This window comes from Arthrobacter sp. U41, assembly GCF_001750145.1.
GTDB lineage: Bacteria > Actinomycetota > Actinomycetes > Actinomycetales > Micrococcaceae > Arthrobacter.
This window is the reverse complement of sequence record NZ_CP015732.1, coordinates 3308717-3331479: the sequence shown is the minus strand read 5'-3', so window position 1 is coordinate 3331479 and position 22763 is coordinate 3308717. Positions and strand designations below refer to the sequence as shown.

At 63.0% G+C, this 22763-nt stretch carries 20 protein-coding genes and 3 pseudogenes; 8 read left to right on the top strand and 15 right to left on the bottom strand.

Going from position 1 to position 22763, the window contains the following annotated elements; all coding sequences use genetic code 11:
• Positions 1–27 precede the first annotated feature (27 nt).
• Both ASPU41_RS22170 and ASPU41_RS15185 read right to left on the bottom strand, forming a co-directional pair.
• Positions 28–1266: pseudogene (locus tag ASPU41_RS22170) on the bottom strand (ATP-binding cassette domain-containing protein); the annotation flags it as partial.
• Complete coding sequence (locus ASPU41_RS15185) at positions 1259–1918, bottom strand: ABC transporter permease (RefSeq protein ID WP_442856200.1); 660 nt, start codon at positions 1916–1918, stop codon at positions 1259–1261. The pseudogene ASPU41_RS22170 and the gene ASPU41_RS15185, both read right to left, overlap by 8 nt.
• Positions 1919–2301: 383 nt before the next feature.
• Between ASPU41_RS15185 and ASPU41_RS15180 the strand changes: the two genes are divergently transcribed.
• Positions 2302–2922: an L-threonylcarbamoyladenylate synthase gene (locus ASPU41_RS15180; RefSeq protein WP_069951613.1), complete on the top strand. Its 621-nt coding sequence runs from the start codon at positions 2302–2304 to the stop codon at positions 2920–2922.
• A 15-nt stretch (positions 2923–2937) separates the two neighbouring features.
• Here ASPU41_RS15180 and ASPU41_RS15175 read toward each other — a convergent pair whose 3' ends face one another.
• Entirely contained in the window at positions 2938–3219 is a 282-nt protein-coding gene (locus ASPU41_RS15175; RefSeq protein WP_069951612.1) for a hypothetical protein, read from the bottom strand.
• Between the two features lie 188 nt (positions 3220–3407).
• Here ASPU41_RS15175 and ASPU41_RS15170 point away from each other — a divergent pair, with 188 nt between their 5' ends.
• Positions 3408–3998, top strand: coding sequence for a dihydrofolate reductase family protein (locus ASPU41_RS15170; RefSeq protein ID WP_069951611.1), 591 nt, complete (start codon positions 3408–3410; stop codon positions 3996–3998).
• Between the two features lie 83 nt (positions 3999–4081).
• Positions 4082–5329: a DDE-type integrase/transposase/recombinase gene (locus tag ASPU41_RS15165; RefSeq protein WP_197515677.1), complete on the top strand. Its 1248-nt coding sequence runs from the start codon at positions 4082–4084 to the stop codon at positions 5327–5329.
• 206 nt (positions 5330–5535) lie between these two features.
• On the opposite strand, the gene ASPU41_RS15160 is transcribed toward ASPU41_RS15165, so the two are convergent.
• Positions 5536–6159, bottom strand: a complete 624-nt coding sequence (locus tag ASPU41_RS15160) for a dihydrofolate reductase family protein (RefSeq protein ID WP_069951609.1) — start codon at positions 6157–6159, stop codon at positions 5536–5538.
• Positions 6160–6685: 526 nt separating this feature from the next.
• Between ASPU41_RS15160 and ASPU41_RS15155 the strand changes: the two genes are divergently transcribed.
• From ASPU41_RS15155 to ASPU41_RS15145, 3 genes are all read left to right on the top strand, one after another.
• The gene (locus ASPU41_RS15155; RefSeq protein WP_231941094.1) at positions 6686–7507 is read left to right on the top strand and encodes a transposase; all 822 of its coding nucleotides are present in this window, start codon (positions 6686–6688) and stop codon (positions 7505–7507) included.
• A 355-nt stretch (positions 7508–7862) separates the two neighbouring features.
• A complete protein-coding gene (locus ASPU41_RS15150; RefSeq protein ID WP_197515676.1) occupies positions 7863–8351 on the top strand; it encodes an RNA polymerase sigma factor in 489 nt (162 codons plus the stop codon).
• Positions 8348–9421 (top strand): CU044_5270 family protein, encoded by a 1074-nt coding sequence (locus tag ASPU41_RS15145; protein WP_157357019.1) that lies wholly within the window; start codon positions 8348–8350, stop codon positions 9419–9421. The genes ASPU41_RS15150 and ASPU41_RS15145 overlap by 4 nt, the downstream gene beginning before the upstream one ends.
• 1379 nt (positions 9422–10800) lie before the next feature.
• Here ASPU41_RS15145 and ASPU41_RS15135 read toward each other — a convergent pair.
• On the bottom strand, positions 10801–11085 hold the full coding sequence (locus ASPU41_RS15135) for a hypothetical protein (RefSeq protein WP_069951605.1): 285 nt from the start codon (positions 11083–11085) through the stop codon (positions 10801–10803).
• A gap of 81 nt (positions 11086–11166) precedes the next feature.
• Between ASPU41_RS15135 and ASPU41_RS15125 the strand changes: the two genes are divergently transcribed.
• A protein-coding gene (locus tag ASPU41_RS15125; RefSeq protein ID WP_157357018.1) for an IS3 family transposase occupies positions 11167–12350 on the top strand; the annotation gives its coding sequence in 2 pieces (ribosomal slippage) (positions 11167–11428 and positions 11428–12350; 1185 coding nt in all).
• Between the two features lie 41 nt (positions 12351–12391).
• On the opposite strand, the gene ASPU41_RS22725 is transcribed toward ASPU41_RS15125, so the two are convergent.
• Complete coding sequence (locus ASPU41_RS22725; protein ID WP_157357017.1) at positions 12392–12628, bottom strand: hypothetical protein; 237 nt, start codon at positions 12626–12628, stop codon at positions 12392–12394.
• Between the two features lie 467 nt (positions 12629–13095).
• Here ASPU41_RS22725 and ASPU41_RS15120 point away from each other — a divergent pair.
• Positions 13096–13385: pseudogene (locus ASPU41_RS15120) on the top strand (LexA family protein); the annotation flags it as partial.
• A gap of 359 nt (positions 13386–13744) precedes the next feature.
• Here ASPU41_RS15120 and ASPU41_RS15115 read toward each other — a convergent pair.
• The 9 genes and pseudogenes from ASPU41_RS15115 to ASPU41_RS15075 form a co-directional block, all read right to left on the bottom strand.
• A pseudogene (locus ASPU41_RS15115) lies at positions 13745–14365 on the bottom strand (transposase); the annotation flags it as partial.
• Between the two features lie 109 nt (positions 14366–14474).
• A complete protein-coding gene (locus tag ASPU41_RS15110) occupies positions 14475–15467 on the bottom strand; it encodes a tyrosine-type recombinase/integrase (protein ID WP_069950600.1) in 993 nt (330 codons plus the stop codon).
• The gene (locus ASPU41_RS15105) at positions 15464–16399 is read right to left on the bottom strand and encodes a tyrosine-type recombinase/integrase (RefSeq protein WP_069950601.1); all 936 of its coding nucleotides are present in this window, start codon (positions 16397–16399) and stop codon (positions 15464–15466) included. Before ASPU41_RS15105 ends, ASPU41_RS15110 begins: the two co-directional genes overlap by 4 nt.
• Positions 16396–17616: a tyrosine-type recombinase/integrase gene (locus ASPU41_RS15100; protein ID WP_069950602.1), complete on the bottom strand. Its 1221-nt coding sequence runs from the start codon at positions 17614–17616 to the stop codon at positions 16396–16398. Before ASPU41_RS15100 ends, ASPU41_RS15105 begins: the two co-directional genes overlap by 4 nt.
• A 56-nt stretch (positions 17617–17672) precedes the next feature.
• On the bottom strand, positions 17673–18140 hold the full coding sequence (locus tag ASPU41_RS15095; protein WP_069951604.1) for a helix-turn-helix domain-containing protein: 468 nt from the start codon (positions 18138–18140) through the stop codon (positions 17673–17675).
• Entirely contained in the window at positions 18140–18535 is a 396-nt protein-coding gene (locus ASPU41_RS15090) for a transposase (protein WP_069952730.1), read from the bottom strand. The genes ASPU41_RS15095 and ASPU41_RS15090 overlap by 1 nt, the downstream gene beginning before the upstream one ends.
• Before the next feature lie 766 nt (positions 18536–19301).
• Complete coding sequence (locus ASPU41_RS15085) at positions 19302–20837, bottom strand: glycoside hydrolase family 32 protein (RefSeq protein WP_069951603.1); 1536 nt, start codon at positions 20835–20837, stop codon at positions 19302–19304.
• Between the two features lie 36 nt (positions 20838–20873).
• Positions 20874–21761 carry a carbohydrate ABC transporter permease gene (locus ASPU41_RS15080; RefSeq protein ID WP_069951602.1) on the bottom strand — a complete coding sequence of 296 codons (888 nt, stop codon included), beginning with the start codon at positions 21759–21761 and terminating at the stop codon, positions 20874–20876.
• Position 21762: 1 nt separating this feature from the next.
• Complete coding sequence (locus tag ASPU41_RS15075; RefSeq protein ID WP_069951601.1) at positions 21763–22725, bottom strand: carbohydrate ABC transporter permease; 963 nt, start codon at positions 22723–22725, stop codon at positions 21763–21765.
• Positions 22726–22763: the final 38 nt, after the last annotated feature.

Genomic DNA, 22763 nt, shown 5'->3' with positions numbered 1-22763 from the left:
GTCCTTCGCCGGCGGCCACCGGTTCTGCGGGTCCCGCTTCGCGGATGGTGCGGTGTTTGTTCCCACCGGGGCATCCAGCGAATCCAGCGCGGCCGCCTCGTGGGCCTTGGTGATGGCCGCCATAACGGTCTGGACGTCGATTACGCCCTCGAAGGCGTCCCGCCGGCCTGTCACCAGGGCCGCACCGGCGCTGGACACGAGCATGGTGTCCAGCGCATCGTTGAGCGTCGCCCGGCTGCCCACCACGGGCAGCTTCGGATCCGGGACCGGGCTGATCGTCTGCAGGCGCCCGAGCTGGCGGCGCGAAAGCCATTGCAGGGGCCGCTGGCGGGCATCGACGATGACGGCGTGGCCGTGGCCGGCCGTCGTGATGCGCTCAAGGACGTCAGCTGCGGCCTCACCGGGCCTGCCCGTGACCGCTTCGGCAAGCGGCGCGTCCCCGACCCGGGTCAGCGTCAGCTGTTTGAGCCCCGCGCCCGAGCCGATGAAGTTCTCGACAAACTCGTTGGCCGGGTCCCCGAGGATCCGTTCCGGCGTGTCGTACTGGACCAGCCGGGCGCCCTCGTCAAAGATTGCGATCCAGTCACCGAGTTTGACCGCCTCGTCGACGTCATGCGTCACGCAGACAATCGTTTTTTGCAGGTCGGCCTGGATCTGCAGCAATTCGTCCTGCAGCAGCTGCCGGGTGATCGGGTCCACCGCGCCGAACGGTTCGTCCATCAGGAGCACGGGCGGGTCGGCGGCGAGCGCGCGGGCCACTCCGACGCGCTGCTGCTGGCCTCCCGAGAGCTCCTTGGGAAAACGGTTGCGGTAGACCCCCGGATCGAGCGACACCAGCTCCAGCAGCTCGTCGACGCGGGCGGCAATCCGCTCCTTGTCCCAGCCCAGCATCTTCGGCACGATGGCGATGTTTGTCGCCACCGTCATATGGGGGAAAAGGCCCCCGGCCTGGATGACGTAGCCGATTTTCCGCCGGAGCTCGTCGCCGTTCTTTTTCGTGACGTCCTCACCGTTAAGAATGATCCGTCCGTCGGTGGGCTCGATGAGCCGGTTGATCATTTTCAGCGTGGTGGTTTTCCCGCAGCCGGACGGGCCAACGAACATCACCATTTTCCCCGCCGGAATTTCCAGGGTCAGGCCGTCCACCGCGGGCCTGGCCTGGCCCGGGTAGCGCTTGGTGACCTTGTCCAGCAGGATGCTGGCCCCTGTGATTCCTTCGGCGTGCCGCAGCTGTTCGAGAGTGGATGTTGGGACAGATTCAGACACGGATACCTCGCGGAGTTGCCAGCCGGCCGAGGCCGACCAGAAGGAGATCAAGGATGACGGCCAGAATGACGACGCCGACGACGCCGGTCACCACCGACTCGAACGAATTGGCGCCTCCCAGCCGGGAGAGGCCGGAAAAGATGAAGCCGCCCAGGCCGGGACCCAGGGCATAGGCGGTGATGGCTGCCACTCCCATCACCATCTGGGCGGACACCCGCACCCCGGCGAGGATGACCGGCCATGCCATGGGCAGCTCCACTCGCAGCAGCGTGTGGAACCGGCTCATGCCGATCCCGCGGGCGGCCTCGACGACGGCCGGGCTGATGCCGGACAGGCCGACGACGGCGTTGCGGAGGATGGGAAGGGTGGCGTAGAAAGCCACCACCATCACGGCCGGGACCACGCCGAATCCAAAGGGCGCAACAAGAAGCCCGATAAGGGCGAAGGAAGGGATGGTCAATCCGACGGCGGAGAGTGAGTTCGCAGCAGAGACCATCCGCTTATTCCGGTAGACCAGGACGGCGATCGCCACCGCCAGGACGGTGGCGAGGATCAGGCACTGGGCCACGAGACTGAAATGCTGCCAGCCGGCGAACAGGATCTGGTTTAGCCGGCCGGAAATGAAATCCACCACAAATAAGCTCTCTTTCATCTGTTGCATATCAATTCCGGGTGGACGGCAAGAGACATACGCTTTACGCCGGTTGTTTGCGGGCGGAACTCCCGTCGCTGCGCTCTATCGGCGCGCGGGAGACTCCGCCATTTCCGGGACGCCAGTTTGGCGGCGATCATTACGGACGCCGTGACAAATGCCCGGGGGCCAACGCAACTTTAGCTCTTCCGCGTTGCGGGGAACCCCAAAGCAGGCCGGATTGGCGTCCCCCGGGCCGTTTCCGGGCGCACTTGGCCGTGTGAGCTGTGTCCTTTCGCCCAACGGCGGTGGAAGCGGAATTCGCCTGGCTGGCCGCGGGACCTGGGCCGTCTGGCGGGCTGCACGGTGCGTGCCGGGCCCGCCGTCGGGCGTAAGCTCATCCCATGGCGAGATACTTCGATGTTCACCCCGAAAACCCGCAGGCGCGCTCCATCAGCCAGGCCGTGGACATCCTCCGCTCCGGCGGGCTGATCGCCTACCCCACCGACTCCTGCTATGCGCTCGGCGCCCAGCTGGGAAACAAGGAGGCGCTGGACCGGATCAGAACCATCCGCCAGCTCGATTCCAAGCACCACTTCACCTTGGTCTGCAAGGACTTTGCCCAGCTGGGCCAGTTTGTGCAGATCGACAACGATGTGTTCCGCAGCATCAAGGCAGTCACGCCGGGCAGTTACACCTTCATCCTGCCGGCGACCAAGGAAGTCCCGAAGCGGCTGCTGCACCCCAAGAAGAAGACCGTAGGCGTGCGAATCCCGGACAACGCGGTGGTTCAGGCCTTGCTGGCCGAACTGGGCGAGCCGCTGCTCTCCAGCACGCTGTTGCTGCCGGACGAGGAGGAGCCGCTGACGCAGGGCTGGGAAATCAAGGAACGGCTCGAACACGTGGTGGACGCCGTGATCGACTCCGGCGACTGCGGCGCGGAGCCGACCACCGTGGTCGACTACTCCAGCGGCGTCGCGGAAATCGTCCGGCGCGGAATGGGCGACCCGTCCCGGTTCGAATAGCGCCGGCCGGCGTCCCTACGCGGCGCCGGCGGACCCTGCGGCGTCCGAGGACCGGTTGCGCAGCCAGCGGCGGGACAGGTCCACCACCGCAAGCAGTCCCGCGAGGGGCGTGAGCACGGCAGCGGCGTAGACGAACAGCAACCAACTCAGCGTGGTCAGCAGCGTCTGGTGGTTGCTGAGCAGGGACAGCCCGCCGAAGAGCCCGAGGCCCCAGAACAGCATCACCCCGGCCAGCACCGCCGCCGCGGGAAAGTACTCGTTCGTGACAATACTTTTCAGGATGTTCAGAGTTTTCATGGACCCTCCTCGTGCCTGGCGGTGGGGAAAGTCCGCCGGGGTCAGGTCAAGTATGCGGCCCTTCGCAACCCGGTATCTGACGAAAACGCACTACGTGATGAAGCTAACTTCAGTGCCGCGGGTGCCGGCCGTCCGGAAGACGCTTTTGAGGCCTGACTCGGACCGGCGGGTGGTGGCATGATGGGCGCATGAGCCGAGTCACGTGCGACCTGACCATCTCCCTCGACGGATTCGCCGCCGGTCCGAACCAAACCCCCGCGAACCCCCTGGGCGAGGGCGGTGAGCTCCTGGGCCGGTGGATGTTCGAAGAACCCGAGTCCAACGCAGCCGCGCTCGAAGGCATCCTCGCGGCCGGCGCCTACATCATGGGACGGAACATGTTCGCCGGGCCCGGGCCCGGGCCGTGGGATGAGGATTGGCGGGGATGGTGGGGTGAGGAACCTCCTTATCACGCGCCCGTGTTCGTACTCACCCATCATCCACGCGGGCCGCTGGAGATGCAGGGCGGCACCACGTTCAGTTTCGTGACCGACGGGATCGAATCGGCGCTGGCCCAGGCACGGAAGGCCGCGGGCAGCAAGGACGTCGCCATTGCCGGAGGAGCGCAGACGGTCCGCCAGTACCTTTCAGCGGGGCTGATCGACGAGCTGCGGCTCCACACCGCGCCCGTTCTCCTGGGGTCGGGCGAGCGGCTGCTGGACGGCGTCGGGAACCTCAAGCTTGAGCCGACGGAAGTCAGCGGTACCCGCCTCGTCACCCACGTGTGTGGAGTCTCATGACTTAATGGACACTTCTGTCTCAAGTCATCGTGGACAGTGTGTCTCAGGACATCGTGGACACTCGATGGCGTTTTGCTCATCTCATGAGCGAACGCAATCTGGATATGAAGGTCCGTCATCTCGTAGCGTCGTGGCCTGAGGATGCCCCTCGGGGTTCAGTGACGGCGTTCTGCCGCAAGCACAAAGTCTCCCGGGCCTGGTTCTACAAGATCAAGGCCGCTGCGTCCGCTCAGGGCCCGATGAAGGCCATGGAGATGCGCTCCACGAAACCCCGGACCAGCCCGGCCCAAGTCACCCCGCGGATGGTCGAGTTGGTCCTGGACACGCGGGAAACCTTGAAGAGGATGGGCCACGACTACGGACCACTGAGCGTTGCCGCAAAACTGCGTCGGCAAGGTCTGGAACCACCGTCACGGGCGACCCTGGCCCGGATCTTCACCCGGGCCGGGGTCGTCGTCCCGGAGCCGAGGAAGAAGCCCCGGAGCGCCTATCAGCGGTTTGTATATCCCGAGCCGAACGGGTGCTGGCAGATCGACTCGACCGAGTGGCTGTTGGCCGGCAACACGAAAGTCGCGATCTTCCAACTCATTGACGATCATTCGCGACTGGCACTGGCATCGTTGGTAGCCACCGGCGAGACCAGCGAAGCCGCCATCCGCGTCGTATCGGCAGCCATCGCCCGCCACGGCGTCCCGCAGAAGTTTCTTTCGGACAACGGTGCCGCGCTGAACCCGACCAGACGCGGAAGGACCGGCGCGTTGGTGGAATATCTGAAGTCCCACGGAGTGGAGCCGATCACCGGCAAACCCTACAAACCCACCACCCAGGGCAAGAACGAACGCTTCCACCAGACGCTGCACAGGTATCTGAATCAACAACCGCCGGCACACACGATGGCAGAACTCCAGGCCTATGTCGACGAGTTTGACCGGTACTACAACACCGAACGTGAGCATCAATCACTGCCACCAGGCACCACCCCGCAGGAGGCCTGGTATGCAACGGCCAAAGCCACGCCACCCGAGCCGCCCAACCCTGAAATCACCGTGCCCGCCACCAGGCGCAGCGTCCAGCGACGGGTCGGGAAAAACGGTTCCGTTGCCGTCATCGGCATGCATTTCGGCATGGGTAAAGACCACGTCGGCGCGACCGTCCATGTCCTCTACGACGAGGCCACGATCATGTTCTTCGACGGGCGCGGAACGGAAATCATCACCCACCCGCGCCCCGCCCATAGGCACAAACTACGTCGGGAACAACAAGCCCCGAGGCTTCATGGCCAACCAAACGTCCACGAAGTGCTGAGACAGGAAACGTCCACGAGGTACTGAGACATCAACTGTCCACGAGGTACTGAGACATGACACTCGTCACCCACGTGCGCTATCGGGTAGTCCACTGAAAAGCTGACGCCGGCTCACCGGACATCACTCGGCGGGCGTATCGGTGCCCGCGGAGTGCCCCAGGTGGTCGTGCGTGGCCCGGGTGGTCGTGCGTGGCCCGGTACGGCCATCGGTACCACCGGCCCGGACATGCCCTAGCCTTCCTGGTTGCCGGCCGACATATCGCCGACGCCAGGCGTGCCCTCGGCGAGGGCGTAGCGCTGCAGCACCGCACCCTTCGGTGAGGCGACGACCGGCTCGATGAGTCTGAGGTTCGTCGGAACCACCCCGTCGGCAAAGACCTTCTTTCCACTGCCGAGGAGGATCGGATACACCCAGAGCGTGAGCCGATCGAAGAGCCGCTCGGCGAACAGGGTCTGCACGAAGTTGAGACTGCCGATGACGTGGATGTTCGCGTGCCGGTCGCGCAGTTCGCGCATGGCGGCGACGACATCAGGGCCGAGCAGTGTGGAGCCGGCCCACTCGAGGACGGGCGTCTGGCGCGAGGCCACGTATTTGGGGAGGCGGTTGAACAGCCGCGCGATGCCCCCGTCCGCGTGCGGCCAGTACGCGGCGAAAATATCGTACGTCCGCCGCCCAAGCAGTAGTGCATCCATCCCCGCCATCCCGGAGTCGACCTGCTCGCCGACCACCTCGTCCAAAAGAGGCGCCTGCCAGCCGCCAAACGCGAAAACGTCGTCAGGGTCCTCGTCCGGCCCGCCGGGTGCCTGCGCGACGCCGTCGAGCGTGGTGAACAGGTCGATGTGGATGAGTCCCATGCCGCGGCCCCTCTCTGACGCAACTTTCCTGCATTAAGCGCCGGAAAGTTGCTGCGGGTCAAGGGCTCGCTGGGTGCGGAATGCGGTCCACCGCCTACGGCGCAATTGGGCAACGTCCACCCAATGTCAGAGGCCGGGCTACACTGGAAGTATCGAACATGTGTTCCCATTAGCTCTGGGCGTGCCTTCCCGCTTGGAGTATGCGTTTTACGTCTAAGACATCTGTCTTTTTTACTGCAGCGACAAGATGCGCACGAGGCAGGCACCGGACGTCGCCTTCACCCGAGAACAATTCTCAATATTTCCCTATGGGGTTCCTCAAATGGCCCGCCCCGGGACCACCCGTGTCATCGCGCAGACGACTTGGGGTCTGAGGAGGAACGGTACGGAAATTCACGCTAAGGGGCTAGGCAAGTTCCACCGTCGCATGCGTCCCCACCCAGTGAACGGAGACCAGGTGTGCCTCCTGTGTTTTGGAAAGCTTGGGCTGGTTCCGCCTTCGTTAACGATGTCCTTTGCACCGGGGTTGAATGTACCGTTTAGGATACGAACGGCGGAGAAGAACAGGGTAGAGAAACTCCTCGAGGACGCGTGCATCAAACTCTCCGTTGTCGCCTCGGACATTTTCGGGGTGTCCGGCCGGAAGGTGATGGCGGCGCTCATCGCCGGCGAACGGGACCCGAGCGTCCTCGCGCAGCTGGCGCGTTCGAGGATGCGGACGAAGATCACCGAACTTGAAGAGGCGTTCACCGGCCTTTTTGATGACCACCACGCGTTCCTGCTGGCCAGGATCGACGGTATTGACGCCGACATCGCCGCGGTTGATGAACAGATCGAGGCGGAACTGGCCCCTTTCGCGGGGGCGGCAGAACGCCTGGATGAGATCCCGGGCGTCGCCCCCGTTGCCGCCGCCATCATTCTGTCCGAAATCGGGGTCGACATGTCGCGGTTCCCGACCGCGGGGCACCTGTGTTCCTGGGCAAAGTTCTCCCCGGGCATCAGCATCTCGGCCGGGAAGAGCAAGGGCAACGGTTCCACCGGGCACGGCAACCGCTATCTCGCCCGGGTCCTGGGCGAGGCCGCGGTCGTGGCCGGCAGGACGGATACCTTCCTGGGCGAACGCTATCGAAGGCTCGCCCGAAGGAGGGGCAAGACCCGAGCCATTGTCGCCGTCGGACGTTCCATTCTTGTCATCGTCTGGCACCTGCTGCAGGATCCGGAGGCCCGGTTCCGTGACCTCGGCGCCGATCACTTCAGCCGCCGCACCAACCCCGACACCACCAAACGCAACCACGTCCGCCAACTCGAAGCCCTCGGCTACACCGTCACCCTCACCACTGCAGCCTGACACCCAATTTTCATCACCCATCCGGCCGTCCTCGCCCCCGGCCCCCACACGCCCCGACCACAGCAACGTCACCTCATTTTCGGACTAGCCCCCCGTCACCGGGCATTTTCGTGGGCCGGTCATACGGGAATCGGCCAACCCCGGAAGCACGGCGATCATAGTGTGGAAATTTTGGGTGGCGCTTGCGCCGCTGAACGACCGACTAACGGACAGCGGCATGAGAGCTGCGGCGCCGAAGGAGCGACCAGTCGGTGACGGCTTGGCAAGAATTATTCAAAGATGCTCGTTACACTTTCGACGTTGCCGGACATTAACGGGTATGAGCTTTCAAACAGTCCGGGAGGATAGAGCGGATTTGGAACGGGAAAAGCGTTTCTTGATTGCGCATGCGGCCGCCCACGACCGGATCTACCGCTATCTCCGCCGACGAGCTGAGAATGCGGCTACTGCCGAAGACCTGTGCGCAGAGGTATTTCGGATTGCTTGGGAGAAATCGACTGACAGCGAATCCTTGTCCGTGATGGTTCTTTTCGGCGTTGCTCGTAACGTTCTCCGCAACCATGACCGGTCGTCAATCCGCGCCGCGAAGCTCATAGGCGAACTACGGCCGCCTGAGCAACACGGCGACGCAGAAGCCTGTTCGCAGGAGTATCCCCTTCGAGAAGCCCTGCATCGATTGAGCCCGGAAGACCGTGAAGTTCTGCTCCTGAAGTACTGGGACGGCTTCAGCTCCAGGGAGATATCCGACTTACTGAACACCAGCGCCACGGCTATCCGGATGCGCCTGCACCGAGCCCGTAAAGCACTGGCCCACCTATTACAAACAGAGGGGGCAGAACAATGAACCAGAAAACCTTAGACGAGCGGATACGGCACCATCTGGCTGCTTCGGATCCAGCCGTACACATCACGGAGCAGGAACTGGCCATGAGCAGGGAGCGTTCCCTCAGAGCCCCCCGGACCACAGAGACAAACTCTTCAGACGAATACTTCGCGACTGGCAGCCCGGCGCACTCATCGACCGTCGTCTCGCTGTCCGTTAAGCGGCAACGGCGGAGGCGGAAGTGGGTTACTTCGGTAGCTGCAGCAGCCGTTCTCGCTGGGCTTGTTGCCGGCGACATCGTAGGGCTGGCCGGCTGGCGAGGAGGTGCCACCGCTGAAGCCGCTGACGTTCTCAATACGGCGGCGGAAACGGCAATTACCAGCACCGATCCCGTCGTGAATCCAGGCCAGTATCTGAGGATCAGAAGCACCAACGTTTGGTCGACGGAAGACTGGCCCGAGGACGGTTCCAAATACCAGTGGCTGGATACAGAAAAGATGGATATGTATATCCCGGCTGACCGGACTTCGGAGTGGGTGTGGCTGCGTTCGGGGCGCGTGCCTACAACGTTCTTCGACGACAAGGCACGAAATTACGTCCAGGAGCAGGGCATTCAAGCCCATCCGGAGACGCTGCGGGCGCCAAAGGGAGAGTTCTATGGCCAGCAAGGCGGCACGCTCACCACGGATATGTCTGCCTTCCCCCGAGACCCTTATCGGCTCCTGAACCACATCTACATACGAACCCTGGGTGCAGGGCAATCAGTGGACGGAGAAGCGTTGGTCTTCATCGCTGATCTCCTGCGAACGGGACTCGTCCCTGCGGATCTGCGCGCCGCACTGTACAAAGCCGCGGCCATGATTCCCGGGGTGACAATTATGGAAGGGCAAGCGAACCTCGACGGTCGAACAGGCGTAGCCATCGGGCGGACAGAAGGCACTCTTATGCGCCAAGAGATAATCATCGATCCCAAGACGGGCCAGCTGATCGGGGAACGCGAAGTCCTCACGAAGGATTACGGCGTGATGCCAGCGGGTACTCCCATCTCCTGGACTGCCGTAGAAACCTCAGTGTCAGATACAGCTCCCTGAAAACAGTCTGCTGATGAATGGCCCACCTTGAAGCGGTCGAATAATGGATCTTTCCGATCGTCATTTTTACAACGTCCGGTAAAGGGTCCGGTAAAGGATCCCCAAATGGCTCCAGCCGCGGCGGCGGGGTAGCCCTTTTCCGCACCGATCAACAGCATGAGGTGTGGCCACGCCAAGTGAAAGTTCAAAGTTGATCAGGCGCCTAACGGTCGTCGTGCTCAGTCTTCCTCTTTTCGCTACGTCTTGCGCCGGAACGGGGCCTGCGGGTCGGGGCGGCGAAACTCCCCAGCCGCCCACGCATGAGTCGGCGCCAAGCCAACCGCCCACTGGCTCACTGGTCAGTCCTGAAGCTGCGCCGGCTGACGGAGCGATCGCTCATGCTGCCAGCACGCCGAGTCGGGAGCTGGCAGGGGATGCTGAATTCGCCTCAGTCGAAGTGATCAACGGGAACCGAATTATCGTTCATTGGCACGGCCCGGTGGGCGCGAAGCTGCGGGACCTACTGGCCCGGTTTCCGAGCGTCGACATTTCAGTCCAGCCCGCCGACTGTTCCCCTGAGCAACTTAGCGATTTCGCCAGCGAGCTGTTGGCCTCAGACCCTGCTGTGAACATCACTTCGGTATCGCCTGATGGGTCGCACCTGACCCTCACGCTGGATGAATCAGTCAGGGCCGCATCGGACGTCGCCGGCCTGGAGCGGAAGTACTCGCAGGCAGCTGGGTGCCCGGTCAAAGTGGAATTCGGGGGTATTGCCCCACTCGGCGGGTAATCCACACCCAATACGGAACGTCGTAAGGCATACCCGACCGCCACCCTCGACAAAAGTTATCTGCAATCTCCGCGCGGTGTCCGCTAAAGGTTCCCCACCGGCCGGCAGTAAATGCCGTTTCCTGCTGGCCCCTCTAACGGGACGCGTGGTGGCTGCACAACAATAATCTTCGAGAATCGCCAGGACGTTCTACGCTTAGGCACCAAGCAGCGTCAGAGAAGTATCTGAATTGGGGCAACGTGACGGACGGCACCGACAACAACTCTTGGCGGACCTTCGGCTGGATCATAGTACTGGTGGTTGTGGGGTTCATCTTGGCGGGGTTGTGGGCCATGACAACGGTTATGCCAGCAAAATCGTGGCCGTAGAGGGTTCCTCTAACGGACCTGCTACTGAGACAGGTCAAAAGATCCTTCGTTACGCTTTGTTCGAGCATCCTGCTTGGCGAGACCGAGGTCCCAGCGGCATCATCGCGATGCTCGCCGAGGAACTCAAGAAAAGTTGAGGGCCGGATAGGCGGAGTTCAGCGTGTGTCGCTAGCAGCCTCTCCCGGCGCACAAAAGGACCCCGGGAATTCTCTGCGGGTCCTTTTTGCGTGTCCCTGGACCGGTCAGAGGTTGCTTTGCCACATAGCGACAAACCGCGGCAGAGATTTCCCCACAGACGAAGCGTTTGCCAGTACGATCGTGTTCGCGGGCGGGGCCTTCCAGAACTGCACCAGGTGCCTTTCCTTTGACTCTTCCACGACGATGTCGTAATCCAGGTCCCTGCCTACGGCGTGAAGCCGGGCCCGATAACTGCCCGCCTCCGCCGCTGACATGAACCCGACCTCGTGCGTGTCCGCGCCAGTGGGCTGGTTGAAGTACACCTTGCCTTCCGGGATGACCAGGGACACGTCCGCAACGTCTGGGCTGCCGCGGAGATCTCGGACAGTGGGCCCTCTTAAAATGGGGGTCTACCGAAAGTAGAGATCAGCATGACCGCATCACGTAAGCGATTTACCCAGGAGTTCAAGGACGAGCTGTGCCGCGAGGTGATCACCACGTCCAAGCCGATCAAGGACGTGGCCACGGCGTACGGTGTCGGCCCCGAGACGCTCCGCAACTGGCTGGTCAAGTACCGCGAGGCCAACGGCGGGACAGAGGTGGATCTGACGGTCTCGGAACGGGCCCGGCTGAAGGAGCTCGAGCGTGAAGTTCAAGAGCTGCGGGCGGAGACTGCCTTCCTGAAAAAAGCCAGCGCTTACTTCGCGCGGGAGCAGCGGTAGTGAGCAAGTATGAATTCATCGATTCCCAAAAAGCTGAGCCCGCCAATCTAAACTCGGTGGTGAAAATGTGCCGCTGGCTGGCCGTCTCAACCTCCGGTTTCTATCACTGGGCCACCCGTCCGCAATCTGCCACCTCGGGGCGCCGGCAGGCCCTGACGGCACGGATCCAGCACTTCTTCGAGGAGTCCGAGGGCACCTACGGGTACCGGCGGATCCACGCCGATCTCGCCGCGGAACAGACCGAGTGCTCGCCCGAGCTGGTGCGGCAGATCATGCGCCACCAGGGCCTGGTGGCCTGTCAGCCACGCCCGTTCCGCATCACCACCGAGGCTGACGCTGAGGCAGCCGCGGGCATGCCCGACCTCGTCAACCGGGACTTCACCGCCGACCGCCCCGGAGTGAAGTTCGTCGGCGACATCACCTACATCCACACCTGGCAAGGGTTCGTCTATCTCGCCACCGTCATCGACTGCTACTCAAAGAAAGTCGTCGGCTGGTCCATCGCCGATCACATGCGCACCGAGCTCGTGACCGATGCGCTTAGGAACGCCGCCGCGACAACCCGGATCGAGCCGTCCGCGATCTGGCACTCCGACCGGGGCAGCGTCTATACCTCGACGGATTTCAGGGCCCTGGTGGCCGGCCTCGGTATGCGCTCCTCGATGGGACGCACCGGCGTGTGCTGGGATAACAGCATGGCCGAATCGTTCTTCTCCGCCCTGAAAAACGAGCGTGTCTACCGGACCGTTTACGCGACCAAATCACAAGCCCGGAGCGACGTCATTCGCTACATCGAGGGGTTTTACAACAGCCGGCGCCGTCACTCCGCGCTGGGTTACCGGCGGCCCAACGAAGTCCACTATGGTTATCAACAGCCAGCCTTGGCAGCGTAGAAGAATCCACTAATTCCGCTGTCCGAAATCACCGCAGCAGCTCAGTCCTCCCATCCGGGGGTGACCGTTTCCGGCTCGCGATCAAGGACCTCGATCGTCAGGTGGATGGGTCCGCCGTAGATTCCGGTGAAGACCAAAGGCACTCTGAGCGTTGGTGGTGTCTTGCCGCTTTGTGCCGCTTTGAGCGCCTCGATGGGATCTTTAGGTTGAGGCGGTTCCACGACCAGGTCGACAAGGTGGCTCCATGCGTTGATGTTGGAGGCCCCTGATTGGATCACAAGCCTTGTCCTTTCAGGCGATGTGCACGTAGAACGGGTCCGAGTCGGTGACCCGCATCGGGGCGTACAGGACGAGTATTTCGGACAGAAGCCGTCGACGTCTGTGGAATGCTACAAACCATGAACCTGATACTGGTGATCATACGTGTTGTCGTCGGAGTCAGCGCTGCCGCGTATGGGGCGAGGAAGCCGCGCGGAAGGGGGGAACCTTTTGACACGAGGCGCAGAATCTCCCTCGCCATAGCTTTGCTTGGTTTGCTCCTGGTTCTCTGGGGCGCGGTACTGACAAGCACGGGAGCCTAGCCAGCAGCACCGGCAGAATACGGCACCTCTCAGATGTGATGCACCACCGGATCCCACGTGCGTCTGCACTGTCCCGTTCAGGGTTCCCCATACGGAACGGCAAAATCACCATTTCAAGCTGCGACTTAACCGCCATTCCGGGCTAACAGTTACATCTACAGAGAATGATCAAGGACATCACCAGCACCTACGTCGTCAGGGTGTCCGGCGATTCCATGGAGGGCGCCGGGATCAGCGACAGCGACGAGCTGATCGTCAACCGGGCCCTCGAGCCCCGCGACGGCTGCGTCGTCGTCGCTGTCCTCGACGGCGAGCTCCAGTCAAGCGGCTGCGCCTCACTGCTTCAGGCGGCGTGCTTCAGGCGGACAACCCCCGCTACCCGGATATCAGGGTCCCTGCCCTGTCGGACCTGGTCGTCTGGGGCGTCGCCACCCGCCGCCTGCACCATGTCTAGGGCCCGGACCGGCCGGGTCAGCATCGCCCTTGTCGATGTGAACTGCTTCTACGCCAGCGCAGAACGCGCCTTGACCCCTCCCTGGAGGGCCGCCCCTTGGTCGTCTTTTGTGTACGACTGGACAGTGTCCGTTCTCTCTGGTCACCGTCCAACCCCGCTCGCTCCACTGGTCCCCCGCCGTCGCCCCTCGGCCCCGTGATCCCGAGTCCTGAGAAGGCACCTCGGATAGCGCCCAACGTCCCTCCCTCGAAGGCCCCGAAGACAGTCAATCCAGCCAGGGTGCCCCTCAACCGCGCCGACTCCTGCTCCCGCATAGGCCCCCAAGCGGAATTTGTCAAGGTGAATGAGGCCAGTGGGAGTTAGGCTGCTGCTTTTGTGTCGGTCTTCTCGGCTGGTTTGTTGATCCAGGCGGTGTTGGGGATGGCCATGATCTTGGGGTCGTTGTTGGTGGTGAATCGTTCGGGTGTTTTTGCCCGTGCGGCGGCAAGGGTTTTGGCCCGTTCAAGGGCTTTGCCCGCGGCCAGTCCGTAGTGCACGTCTGCCGGTGTATTGAGGCCGATGCCGGTGTGGCAATGGGTGTGGTTATACCCGTCGACGAAGGAGCTTATGAAGGCCCTCGCGTCAGGCAGGGACCCGAAGCGTTCGGGGAATATGGGGGCGAACTTCAGCGATTTGAACCAGGCCTCACTGTACGGATTATCGTTGCTGACCCGGGGCCGGGAATGGGACCGGGTGACCTCCAGGTCCGAGAGCAGCGCGGCGACTGTTTTGGACGTCATGGAGGTGCCACGGTCGGCGTGGACGATCTGCGGGATGCCGTGGATACCGAAGATTTCCTTCATCATTTCCACCGCCAGTTCCCCGGACTCGTGGGCATGGACGTAGGCGCCCACAATGTAGCGCGAATAGATGTCGATCATGACGTAGCAATCGTAGTATTTGCCCTTGACCGGGCCGGCGAGCTTGGTAATATCCCAGCTCTTATGCCGACGTCGGCATAAGACGTGTTATGCCGACGTTGTGATTATGCCGATGTTGGTCTGCGATCCCAGGTTCCAGGCGGTGGACGGGGTGAAAAGGTCGGCATAATCACAGCATCGCGAGGAAGGCCAGGACGGTGTCGGGGGGCTGGTAGCGCACCGTAGCCGCGATGCCGGGTGGGGTGACTTTCGCGATCGCTTCCTCCTTCACGGTCATGTCGGCGTGGAGGTAGATGTTTGTCGTGAAGATCTGTTCGTGGCCGAGCCAGAGAGCGATGACGGTGGTATCGACGCCGGCGTGCAGCAGCCGCATCGCGGCGGTGTGGCGCAGCGTATGCATGGTCACGTGTTTTCCGACCAGCGAGGGGCAGGACGTTGCAGCCGTGGTGATGGTGTGGTGGATGCGGTGCTCGATCGCGTCACGGCTGAGACGTCGGCCAGTGCTGGTGGTGAACAGCGCGGCATCGGCGGGGCCACTGTGTTCGACGATCCATTCATTCATGACGGTGACGGTGGCTGGCAGCAGCGGTGTGCGGCGTTCTTTGCGGCCCTTGCCGAGGCAGTGGACGTGCGCGCCGACACCGGTGTGGACGTCTGCGATGGTGAGCCCGATGATCTCGCTGATGCGCAGTCCGGTCTGGATCGCCAGGGTGAACATTGCATGGTCGCGGCGGCCGGTGCGGGTGTCTTGGTCGCAGGCGCGCAGCAGTGCATCGGCTTCGCTGGGGTCAAGCCAGGTGACGATGTTGCGGTGCATTCTCGCGGTCGGGATCGCCAGGACGCGTTGGATCACTTCGGCATGCTCGTGGTGGCGCAATGCGGCGTAACCGAACAAGGAGTGAATCGCGGCTAGGCGGGCGTTGCGGGTGCGGAGGCTGTTGCCCCGAACTTCCTCCAGATAGTGGAGGAACCCGGTGATGGTGTCGGCATCAAGATCGCTGATTTCCACCAGTGAGGGCGTCTTGTCTTTCAGATCGCAGACGTAGCCGAGAAGCAACGTGAACGTATCGCGGTAGGCCGCGATTGTGTTGCCGCTGGCCTGGCGCTGGGTGACCAGCCGGTCGGTGAAGAACGCTTGCAGCAGCGGGGCGAGACTGCTCATGATTCTGCCTGTTCCCGGGTGTTCGCGGCATCAAGGCGGGCGGCAGCGTGAGCGAGCAGTTCGGGAACGGCGCTCAGATACCAGTAGGTATTCGCCGGATCGGAATGGCCCAGATAGATCGACAGGGCGGGCATCTTCGCGGCAACATCGGCCCCGTCGCGATACCAGCCCAGCAGCGTGTTCACCGCGAACGTATGCCGCAGGTCGTGCATCCGTGGCTGCCGCGCCGCAGTGCGTAGTCCTGCGGCAGTAGAAGCGTGCACCCAGTTATCGCGAACAGTTGCGTATTTCAACCGTTCGCCGTCTGCGTCGGTGAAGAACGCTGGCCTGCGACCGTGGTGCTGGTCATCGCGCCAGTGAGCATAGCGTTCGAGTGCGGCAGTGGCGGTCGGGTGGAGCGGAACCAGCCGTGGGTCGCGCCCCTTTCCCCGACTGATCAGCAGCACTCCGGCATCCAAATCGGCGCTGTCCCTGTCCAGTGCGAGGGCCTCCCCGACCCGTAGTCCTGTGGCCGCCAGCAGCGCGAACAACACCGGGTAAGTCTGCGCCCGACTCCTGCCCTCCAGGGTGGCGGCTGCGCGGATCACCGCCGTGATTTCAGCGGAACAATATATGTAGGGACCCTGACGATGCACGGGGCCGGCGAAGATCCCGCGGGGCGGAACCTCGTGGATCGGGTTCAGGGCGTGCATGTAGTCGGCGAACCCACGGACGGCGGTCATCCGACTCGACGCCCGGGTCCTCGGCGCGGCCGTCACCCCGGCCGGCGGGAGACTGCACCAAGTGATTGCCTCGGTGACGGTGATAACCTCGATGCCCGCGGCCGTGAGGTGTGTGGCGAACTGGTGCAGCAGGTGTTCAGGCCAGGTAAGGCGGGCGCCGAGCTGGCGGCGCAGGCGCAGATAATCGGTGACTTTCTCGTTCCAGGTCATGACAGTTCACCCCCGGCCGGCCAGGGCCGGGCCAGCTCTCGTAACCGGATCACGTCCACCCGGGCGTAGTTCGCCGTCGTCGCGGGATCCTCGTGGCGGAGTACTTGCCCGATCGCGGCCAACGGCACTTCGGCGGCAACCATCGCCTCGGCCAAACTGTGGCGCAGCTGGTGGGGCCCGAATGTCTCCAAATCCGCGCGGGTGCAGGCACGGGTCACGATCGCCCAAACCCCCGGAGAGCTTAGCCGTCGTCGCGGAGCACGGATGGTGCAGAACACTTCCCGCAAGTCCGCATCGGCCGGACGGGCATGCATCAGATAGTCCACCACCGCGGCGCCGACCTCGGCTGGCAGCGGAAGGCACTCGAGTTTGGCGCCCTTGCCGCGGATGAGGACCTCGCCGTGGCGCCAGTGAATGTCTTCCAGCTGCATTCCGGCCACTTCCCCGGCGCGGAGGCCGAGCCGGGCTAGCAGGAGGATTACCGCATATTCGCGCCGCCCCGCAGCTGTGGTCCGGTCACAGCCCTGCAGGAGGGTGTCGATCTGTTCCGCGCTGGCGCCCAGCGGAAGAAGGGAGGGCAACGGTTCCCGAATCACCAGCGTCGCTCCGGTCAGATCACGGTCGAGCTCGCCGGTGATGAAACAGAACCGCAGAAAGGCCCGCAGCGCATAGCCGAACTTTTTCACCGACGCAGGTGCCCGCCCCACTCCCTCCTCCAGCAACGCGCGCGTGACGTCGGCACCGCTCAACCCGGCGAACCCCTCGGACGGACAATGTGTCTTCAGGAACCGCCGGACCCGCACCACATAAGCTGACGTGGTGCGCGCCCCGATACGACGCTCCGTCAGAAGGTAGCGCTCGAACCGGACCAGCACCGCCGGATCCTCCGGCGGCCGGGGTGGAGACGCTGCCTCCGCGGTGATCATCCCTGACTCAGCCAGCCAGCCCAGCAACGGGCGCAGCGCCTTGCGGGTGAACAACGCGGTATGTGTCGCTTTGCGTTCGGCGAGGAATGCATCGACCTGCACCACCGTCAGATCGCCAAGGCGCATGCTTCCCGCCTCGAGCCACCGGCTCAGATGTGCCAGCAGATGGAACTGATTCACAATCGATGCCGGGGTGAATCCCAGCCGCAATAGTTCGGCCTTGAATCCCTCGGCGTGTTTCTGCAGCGGACCGTGGATCTGGACCCGGTCCGCTCGTGTTGTCGCTGTCATCGTGTGCTCCTTGTCTGCCCAATAGTTGAGAAGACAAGCCGATCACCACAGCGTGATTATGCCGACCTTTTCACCCCGTCCACCGCCTGGAACCTGGGATCGCAGACCAACATCGGCATAATCACAACGTCGGCATAACAGGTAAAAACTTGCCCGGGGCCGGTCGCGACCAGCTCCGGGACGGCCCGGGCCGGGTGGCGTGCCTGTCGGCGGCGTTCCTTGACCTGCCGGTTCTCCTCCAGGACGCGGTAGAACGTGGAGATTGAGCATAAATAGGTGCCTTCATCCAGGAGCCGGGCATAGATCTGCACCGGTGGCAGGTCGATGAAATCCGTTGAGTTCACGGTCGCCAGGATGTGGGCGCGCTCTGCCACTGAGAGCCTATTTGCCGGTGCCGGGGCAGGCAGCGGGTCTTCCGCCGGGGTTCGGCGTTTGCGGGTCGCTGTGGCCCTGGGGACCCCGGCAATCACGGCCGCCTCCCTGGTTGGGATGTCCGCGCCGGTGAGGGCGGTGTAGGCGCCCATCAGGGTTTCTTGTACCAGGGCTGCTGCTCCGCGCTTTCGGAGATATCCTCCAAAAGCAGTCGTGCTTTTTCCATGATCGATAACGCAGCTTCAGTCCGTGCCAGCTTGCGTTCGCTCACCTCCAGCTGCCGGCGTAGACGCCCGATTTCTGACTGTTCAGCAGTGGGTTTGCCGATCTTATCCCCGGGCTTTTTGCCCTCCAGGATGCCGGCGTCGCGGAGCTTGCGCCACTCGGTGATTTGGGAGGAATACAGGCCCTCAGCGCGCAGGTATGCCCCGCCGCCGGTGCCGTCGTCGCAGGCCCGCTGGTAGGCGTCCAGATGGGCCAGTTTTTGTGCCGGGGTGAAGGACCTGCGAGGGGTCGGGCCGCCGGCGCGGGGGCCAGAATTGCTCATGGACCCATCTTCCCGCACCGGGGAAATCGTGGAGATAGACATTGGTGATGTTCCTGATTCTCGCCCTACAGATTAAGCGAAGTTGCTATGAGCCACTGGCCTCATCCAACCCTGACGCGTAGGGAAGTCGCGCCACCGATTACTGTAGGAGCCACGGACCTCGCTGTGGTGTGCGGACGCAACCCAGTAGTCAAGGCGGGACTGTGGAAATAACGGTGTATCCGGCGTGTAGAGCCGGATACACCGTCCCCTTGACAGGGAACATCCAGTGCGCGGCCCAGCTATATGAGAGCAAGAGGATCTGGTGAGTTATCTGCACTTTCTGCCGCGCGGCGCCCTCGTTGGTTGAACTCGTGGGAGTAGGCATAGGGATGCAGGACGATCACTAATTCCGATGCCGAAGGCGGTGCCGAATGTCCGAGCAAGAGTTTAGAAGCGGGGTCCAGCAAGGTCTGTCCGACGGGACGCTGGAGCTGGTCAGGTTGGGTCGATACTGGTCCAGGCACAGAAGAGCCATATGTGCTTCTTGATCCCGGCGGGCAAGTGGTCGATGAGGTGGGCTCTTGGATGAAGTATCTTGCCTCTGCAGATCACAGCCCACGCATGATCCGCTCGTACTGCTATGCCTGCCTGACGTGGTTCCGTGTTCTGTGGATGCTGGACACTCCATGGGATCGGGCGACTGTCGCGGAGACGGCTGCGATGGTCGGGTGGCTTCGGAATGCGCCCAATCCACAGCGTCGAGCGGGCTTAGCTGGTGCTGCCGTTAGTGCACGACGGTGAAGCTCACCAGGGTGGCCCCTTCGCCTTCTGCAAGGAGGGCGAGGGCGGTACTGGTGTCCGCCGGAAAGATTTGATCGGTGATGGTCGCCGTGCCGTCCTGGGCGAAGACCTCGACTGAACAGCGGTCCAGAAACATCCGAAGCCGTATCCGGCCATCTTCCAACGGCACCGCAACCCGCTCTACTGACGGAAATGTCTTGTGGAATCCGACGTTGCCGGATTCGGTGCGGTCCAGGCTGAGTTCCCCCGTCGCGGAGTCATAGGCCAGGACTGTGCGCTCCGCGCCTGCGGAAGAGACATCCGATCCAGCCTTCCGCTGCGGGTCGCCCCGGAGCACGATGCCGACCCTTCCGGCAGGCCCGGGCTCGAACTCGGCGTCGATCCTCAGTATTTCCCCGGATACGTCGTCGGGAAGCCATGTCAGGCCGGGGTTCAGCCGTTGCCGGCCCAGGGTCAAATTCTCCGTCCCATGGCCTTCGAAAGGGTCAATTGCCTCCTGTACCAGCACGGGACGTCCGCTGCGGGAAACCAGCTTCACTTCCCGGGCAAGGGACATCGCGCTGCGCCAGCCGTCGGAGGGTGTTGCAGCGGCGTACTGCCAGTTGTTCATCCAGCCGATCATGAGCCGGCGTCCGTCCGGGATGTTGTTGAAGGATACGGCGGCGTAGTAGTCCCGGCCCCAGTCGAGCCAGCTGTAGTCGGCCATCCGGGTGTCATCAGCCTGAACGCTTTCCGTGACGGTGGTTTCAGAATGGAACGTCACGCCGTCGAACGTTCCGATGAAGTACTGGCCGCCGGAGCCGCCGGCGATGCCGCCCGGGCTAAGGTTCACCACCAACACCCACCGGGTGTTGGAGGCGTCACCGTCCACCGGCAGTTCAAACAGGTCCGGACACTCCCACACACCTCCGGTGGCGTTCGCCGGGCCGAAGGTGCTGAGGTATTCCCAGGACAGCAGGTCCGGTGAGCTGTAGAGCACGACTTCGCGTCGGGCTGCTTCGACGGCGACCATGACCCAGTAACTGCCGGCGTCGCCGTCGTACCAAAAGACTTTCGGATCCCGGAAGTCAGCAGAGGTCCTGTCAAGCACGGGATTCCCGCTGTACTTCATCCACGTAGTGCCGTCGTCCGTGCTGTAGGCGAGGGACTGGGCCTGGAGGCCGGCCAGGGGCGAGCCGGAGGTGTAGGCGCTCGTATAGATCGCCACGAGGGGCGGGTTGTCGGGGGTGCCGAAACCGCTCGTGTTATGGACATCCACAACAGCCGAGCCGGAATAAATGCTCTCCTGCTCGTCGCACGGGATGGCAACAGGATGCTCGGCCCAGTGGTGCAGGTCCGCCGAGGTGGCGTGGCCCCAGGACATGTTCCCCCACGTGTCGCCGTCCGGGTTGTGCTGGTAGAAGAGGTGATAGACGCCGTTGGAGTAGACCAGCCCGTTGGGGTCGTTGAGCCAGTTGCGCTGCGCGGAGTAGTGCCACTTGGGCCGGTACCGGCAGTCGAGGTCGGCGGTTGTGTTCATGGGAGTATTTGTCTTTCGCATTAGGGGCAAGCCGGGTCAGCCCTTGACGCCGCTGGAGGCGATGCTGTTGATGAAGGAGCGCTGGAATGCGATGAACAGCACCACCACCGGGACGGTGATGAGGGAGGCATAAGCCATGACTTCGCCCCAGGAGACGTTGAGCTGGAAGAAGTACTGGATGCCGATCATGACCGGTCGGAGCTCCTCGGACTGGACCACCATGAGCGGCCACAGGTAGGAGTTCCAGGCGGGCAGGAACGTCAGGATCGCCACCGTGGCTGTCGCTGGGCCTGCCAGGGGCATCACCACCAGGCGGTAGATCTTGAACCAGCCGGCGCCGTCAATCCTCGCGGCCTCATCCAGCTCCTTCGGGATCGACTCAAAGTACTGGTGGTACAGGTAGATGGAGAACGCATTAGCGATGAAGGGGATGATCTGAACCTGGTAGGTGTCCAGCCAGCCCTTCGAGATCTCGAGACTGAACCCGTTGAGCTCAAAGTACGGCAACTGGTTCACCCACCACACCAGCGGCAGCGCCAGCGTCTGGAAGGGCACGATCAGCGTGGCCAGAATCGCGGTGAACACTATGCGCTTGCCGCGAACCTCCATCCGGGACAAGGCGAAGGCGCAGAGGCTGTTGATGAAGATCCCCAACACCACCGTCACAGCAGAGATCCCGATGGAGTTGATCAGGAAGCGGGCGGCCGGCACACGGTCAAACACGGCACCGTAGTTGTCGAACGAGATATTGCCGATCGGCAGGAACGCTGCCACCGAGGACATGTCCCCGAAGATCTGCTGGTCCGGCTTCAGCGAGGACACCACCATGAACACGAGGGGGAAGGCGGCGACGACGGCAAACAGGATCCGTACCGCCATGGTCCCTGCACTGCTGAGACTCTTGGACTTGAGTGTCTCTTTCATGTCAGTCCTTCTCTCGGGTCAGGTAGCGCTGCACTGCGGAGATCAGCAGCACCAGGACGAAGAATACGAGCGAGATGGCCGAGGCGTAGGATGTTTCCTGCTGCTTGAAGCCGGAGCGCACCGCCTCGAAAATGATGGTGGTGGTGGAATCGAGCGGCCCGCCCTGGGTCATGACGCTGACCTGGTCGAAGAGCCCGAGCGCCTGGATGGTGATGGTCACCAGGATCAGGGTGCGGGTGTGCTTGAGGCCCGGCCAGGTCACGTAGCGGAACTGGTGCCAGCGGCTGGCCCCGTCCAGCTGGGCCGCCTCGTACAGTTCCCCGGAGATGCTTTGCAGGCCGGCGAGCCAGATGATCATGTGGAAGCCGGCGGCCTGCCAGATCGACAGGATGATGATGGCCGGCATGGATGTGGCGGGATCGTTGAGCCAGTCCGGGCCGTCGATCAGGCCGAAGCTGGCCGCGGACAGGAACTCATTGATTAGCCCGTCCTTGCGGTACATGAACAGCCACAGCAGGGACACCACCACCATGGACGTCACCACGGGAAGGAAGTACAGGGTGCGGAAGAAGTTCACCCCGCGGAACTTCTTGTTGATCAGCAGCGCCATCGCCAGGGCAAGGCCGGACTGGACGGGCACCACCACAACCGCGAAGTAGCTGACGTTCAGCAGTGCCCGCCAGAACGTGGGATCCGTGAAGAGCCGGACGAAATTGTCCGTACCGACAAACTCAACAGGCCGCGGCGACACAAGGCGGGCGTTGGTGAATGCCAGGCCGAAGCCCAGGATCGCCGGGAGGAACACGAAGGCGAGCAGGAGGACCGCAGCCGGGGCGATCATTGCCCACCCGCTGAACTGCTCGCGCAGGTAGCGCGGCCTGCGATGGGGTTTGCTGGGCGGTGCGGCCGGGGCCGGGGCCGCCACGCGGCGGCCAGGAGTAGGGGGAAGATGGGTGGTTGTCATGGGATTCTCCGTTGACAGTCGGGGCCGAGAGGTCCGAC

What these genes read in the sequence shown, in the direction of transcription:
- ASPU41_RS15160 (WP_069951609.1), bottom strand. Translation starts at nt 6,159, where the DNA reads ATGGGACTCATCCACATCGACCTGTTCACCACGCTCGACGGCGTCGCG.
- ASPU41_RS15095 (WP_069951604.1), bottom strand. Translation starts at nt 18,140, where the DNA reads ATGGGCGCCTACACCGCCCTCACCGGCGCGGACATCCCAACCAGGGAG.
- ASPU41_RS15170 (WP_069951611.1), top strand. Translation starts at nt 3,408, where the DNA reads ATGAGCCGAGTCACGTGCGACCTGACCATCTCCCTCGACGGATTCGCC.
- ASPU41_RS15110 (WP_069950600.1), bottom strand. Translation starts at nt 15,467, where the DNA reads ATGAGCAGTCTCGCCCCGCTGCTGCAAGCGTTCTTCACCGACCGGCTG.
- ASPU41_RS15080 (WP_069951602.1), bottom strand. Translation starts at nt 21,761, where the DNA reads ATGAAAGAGACACTCAAGTCCAAGAGTCTCAGCAGTGCAGGGACCATG.
- ASPU41_RS15185 (WP_442856200.1), bottom strand. Translation starts at nt 1,918, where the DNA reads ATGAAAGAGAGCTTATTTGTGGTGGATTTCATTTCCGGCCGGCTAAAC.
- ASPU41_RS15090 (WP_069952730.1), bottom strand. Translation starts at nt 18,535, where the DNA reads ATGAGCAATTCTGGCCCCCGCGCCGGCGGCCCGACCCCTCGCAGGTCC.
- ASPU41_RS15145 (WP_157357019.1), top strand. Translation starts at nt 8,348, where the DNA reads ATGAACCAGAAAACCTTAGACGAGCGGATACGGCACCATCTGGCTGCT.
- ASPU41_RS15085 (WP_069951603.1), bottom strand. Translation starts at nt 20,837, where the DNA reads ATGAACACAACCGCCGACCTCGACTGCCGGTACCGGCCCAAGTGGCAC.
- ASPU41_RS15100 (WP_069950602.1), bottom strand. Translation starts at nt 17,616, where the DNA reads ATGACAGCGACAACACGAGCGGACCGGGTCCAGATCCACGGTCCGCTG.
- ASPU41_RS15175 (WP_069951612.1), bottom strand. Translation starts at nt 3,219, where the DNA reads ATGAAAACTCTGAACATCCTGAAAAGTATTGTCACGAACGAGTACTTT.
- ASPU41_RS15180 (WP_069951613.1), top strand. Translation starts at nt 2,302, where the DNA reads ATGGCGAGATACTTCGATGTTCACCCCGAAAACCCGCAGGCGCGCTCC.
- ASPU41_RS15165 (WP_197515677.1), top strand. Translation starts at nt 4,082, where the DNA reads ATGAGCGAACGCAATCTGGATATGAAGGTCCGTCATCTCGTAGCGTCG.
- ASPU41_RS15105 (WP_069950601.1), bottom strand. Translation starts at nt 16,399, where the DNA reads ATGACCTGGAACGAGAAAGTCACCGATTATCTGCGCCTGCGCCGCCAG.
- ASPU41_RS15075 (WP_069951601.1), bottom strand. Translation starts at nt 22,725, where the DNA reads ATGACAACCACCCATCTTCCCCCTACTCCTGGCCGCCGCGTGGCGGCC.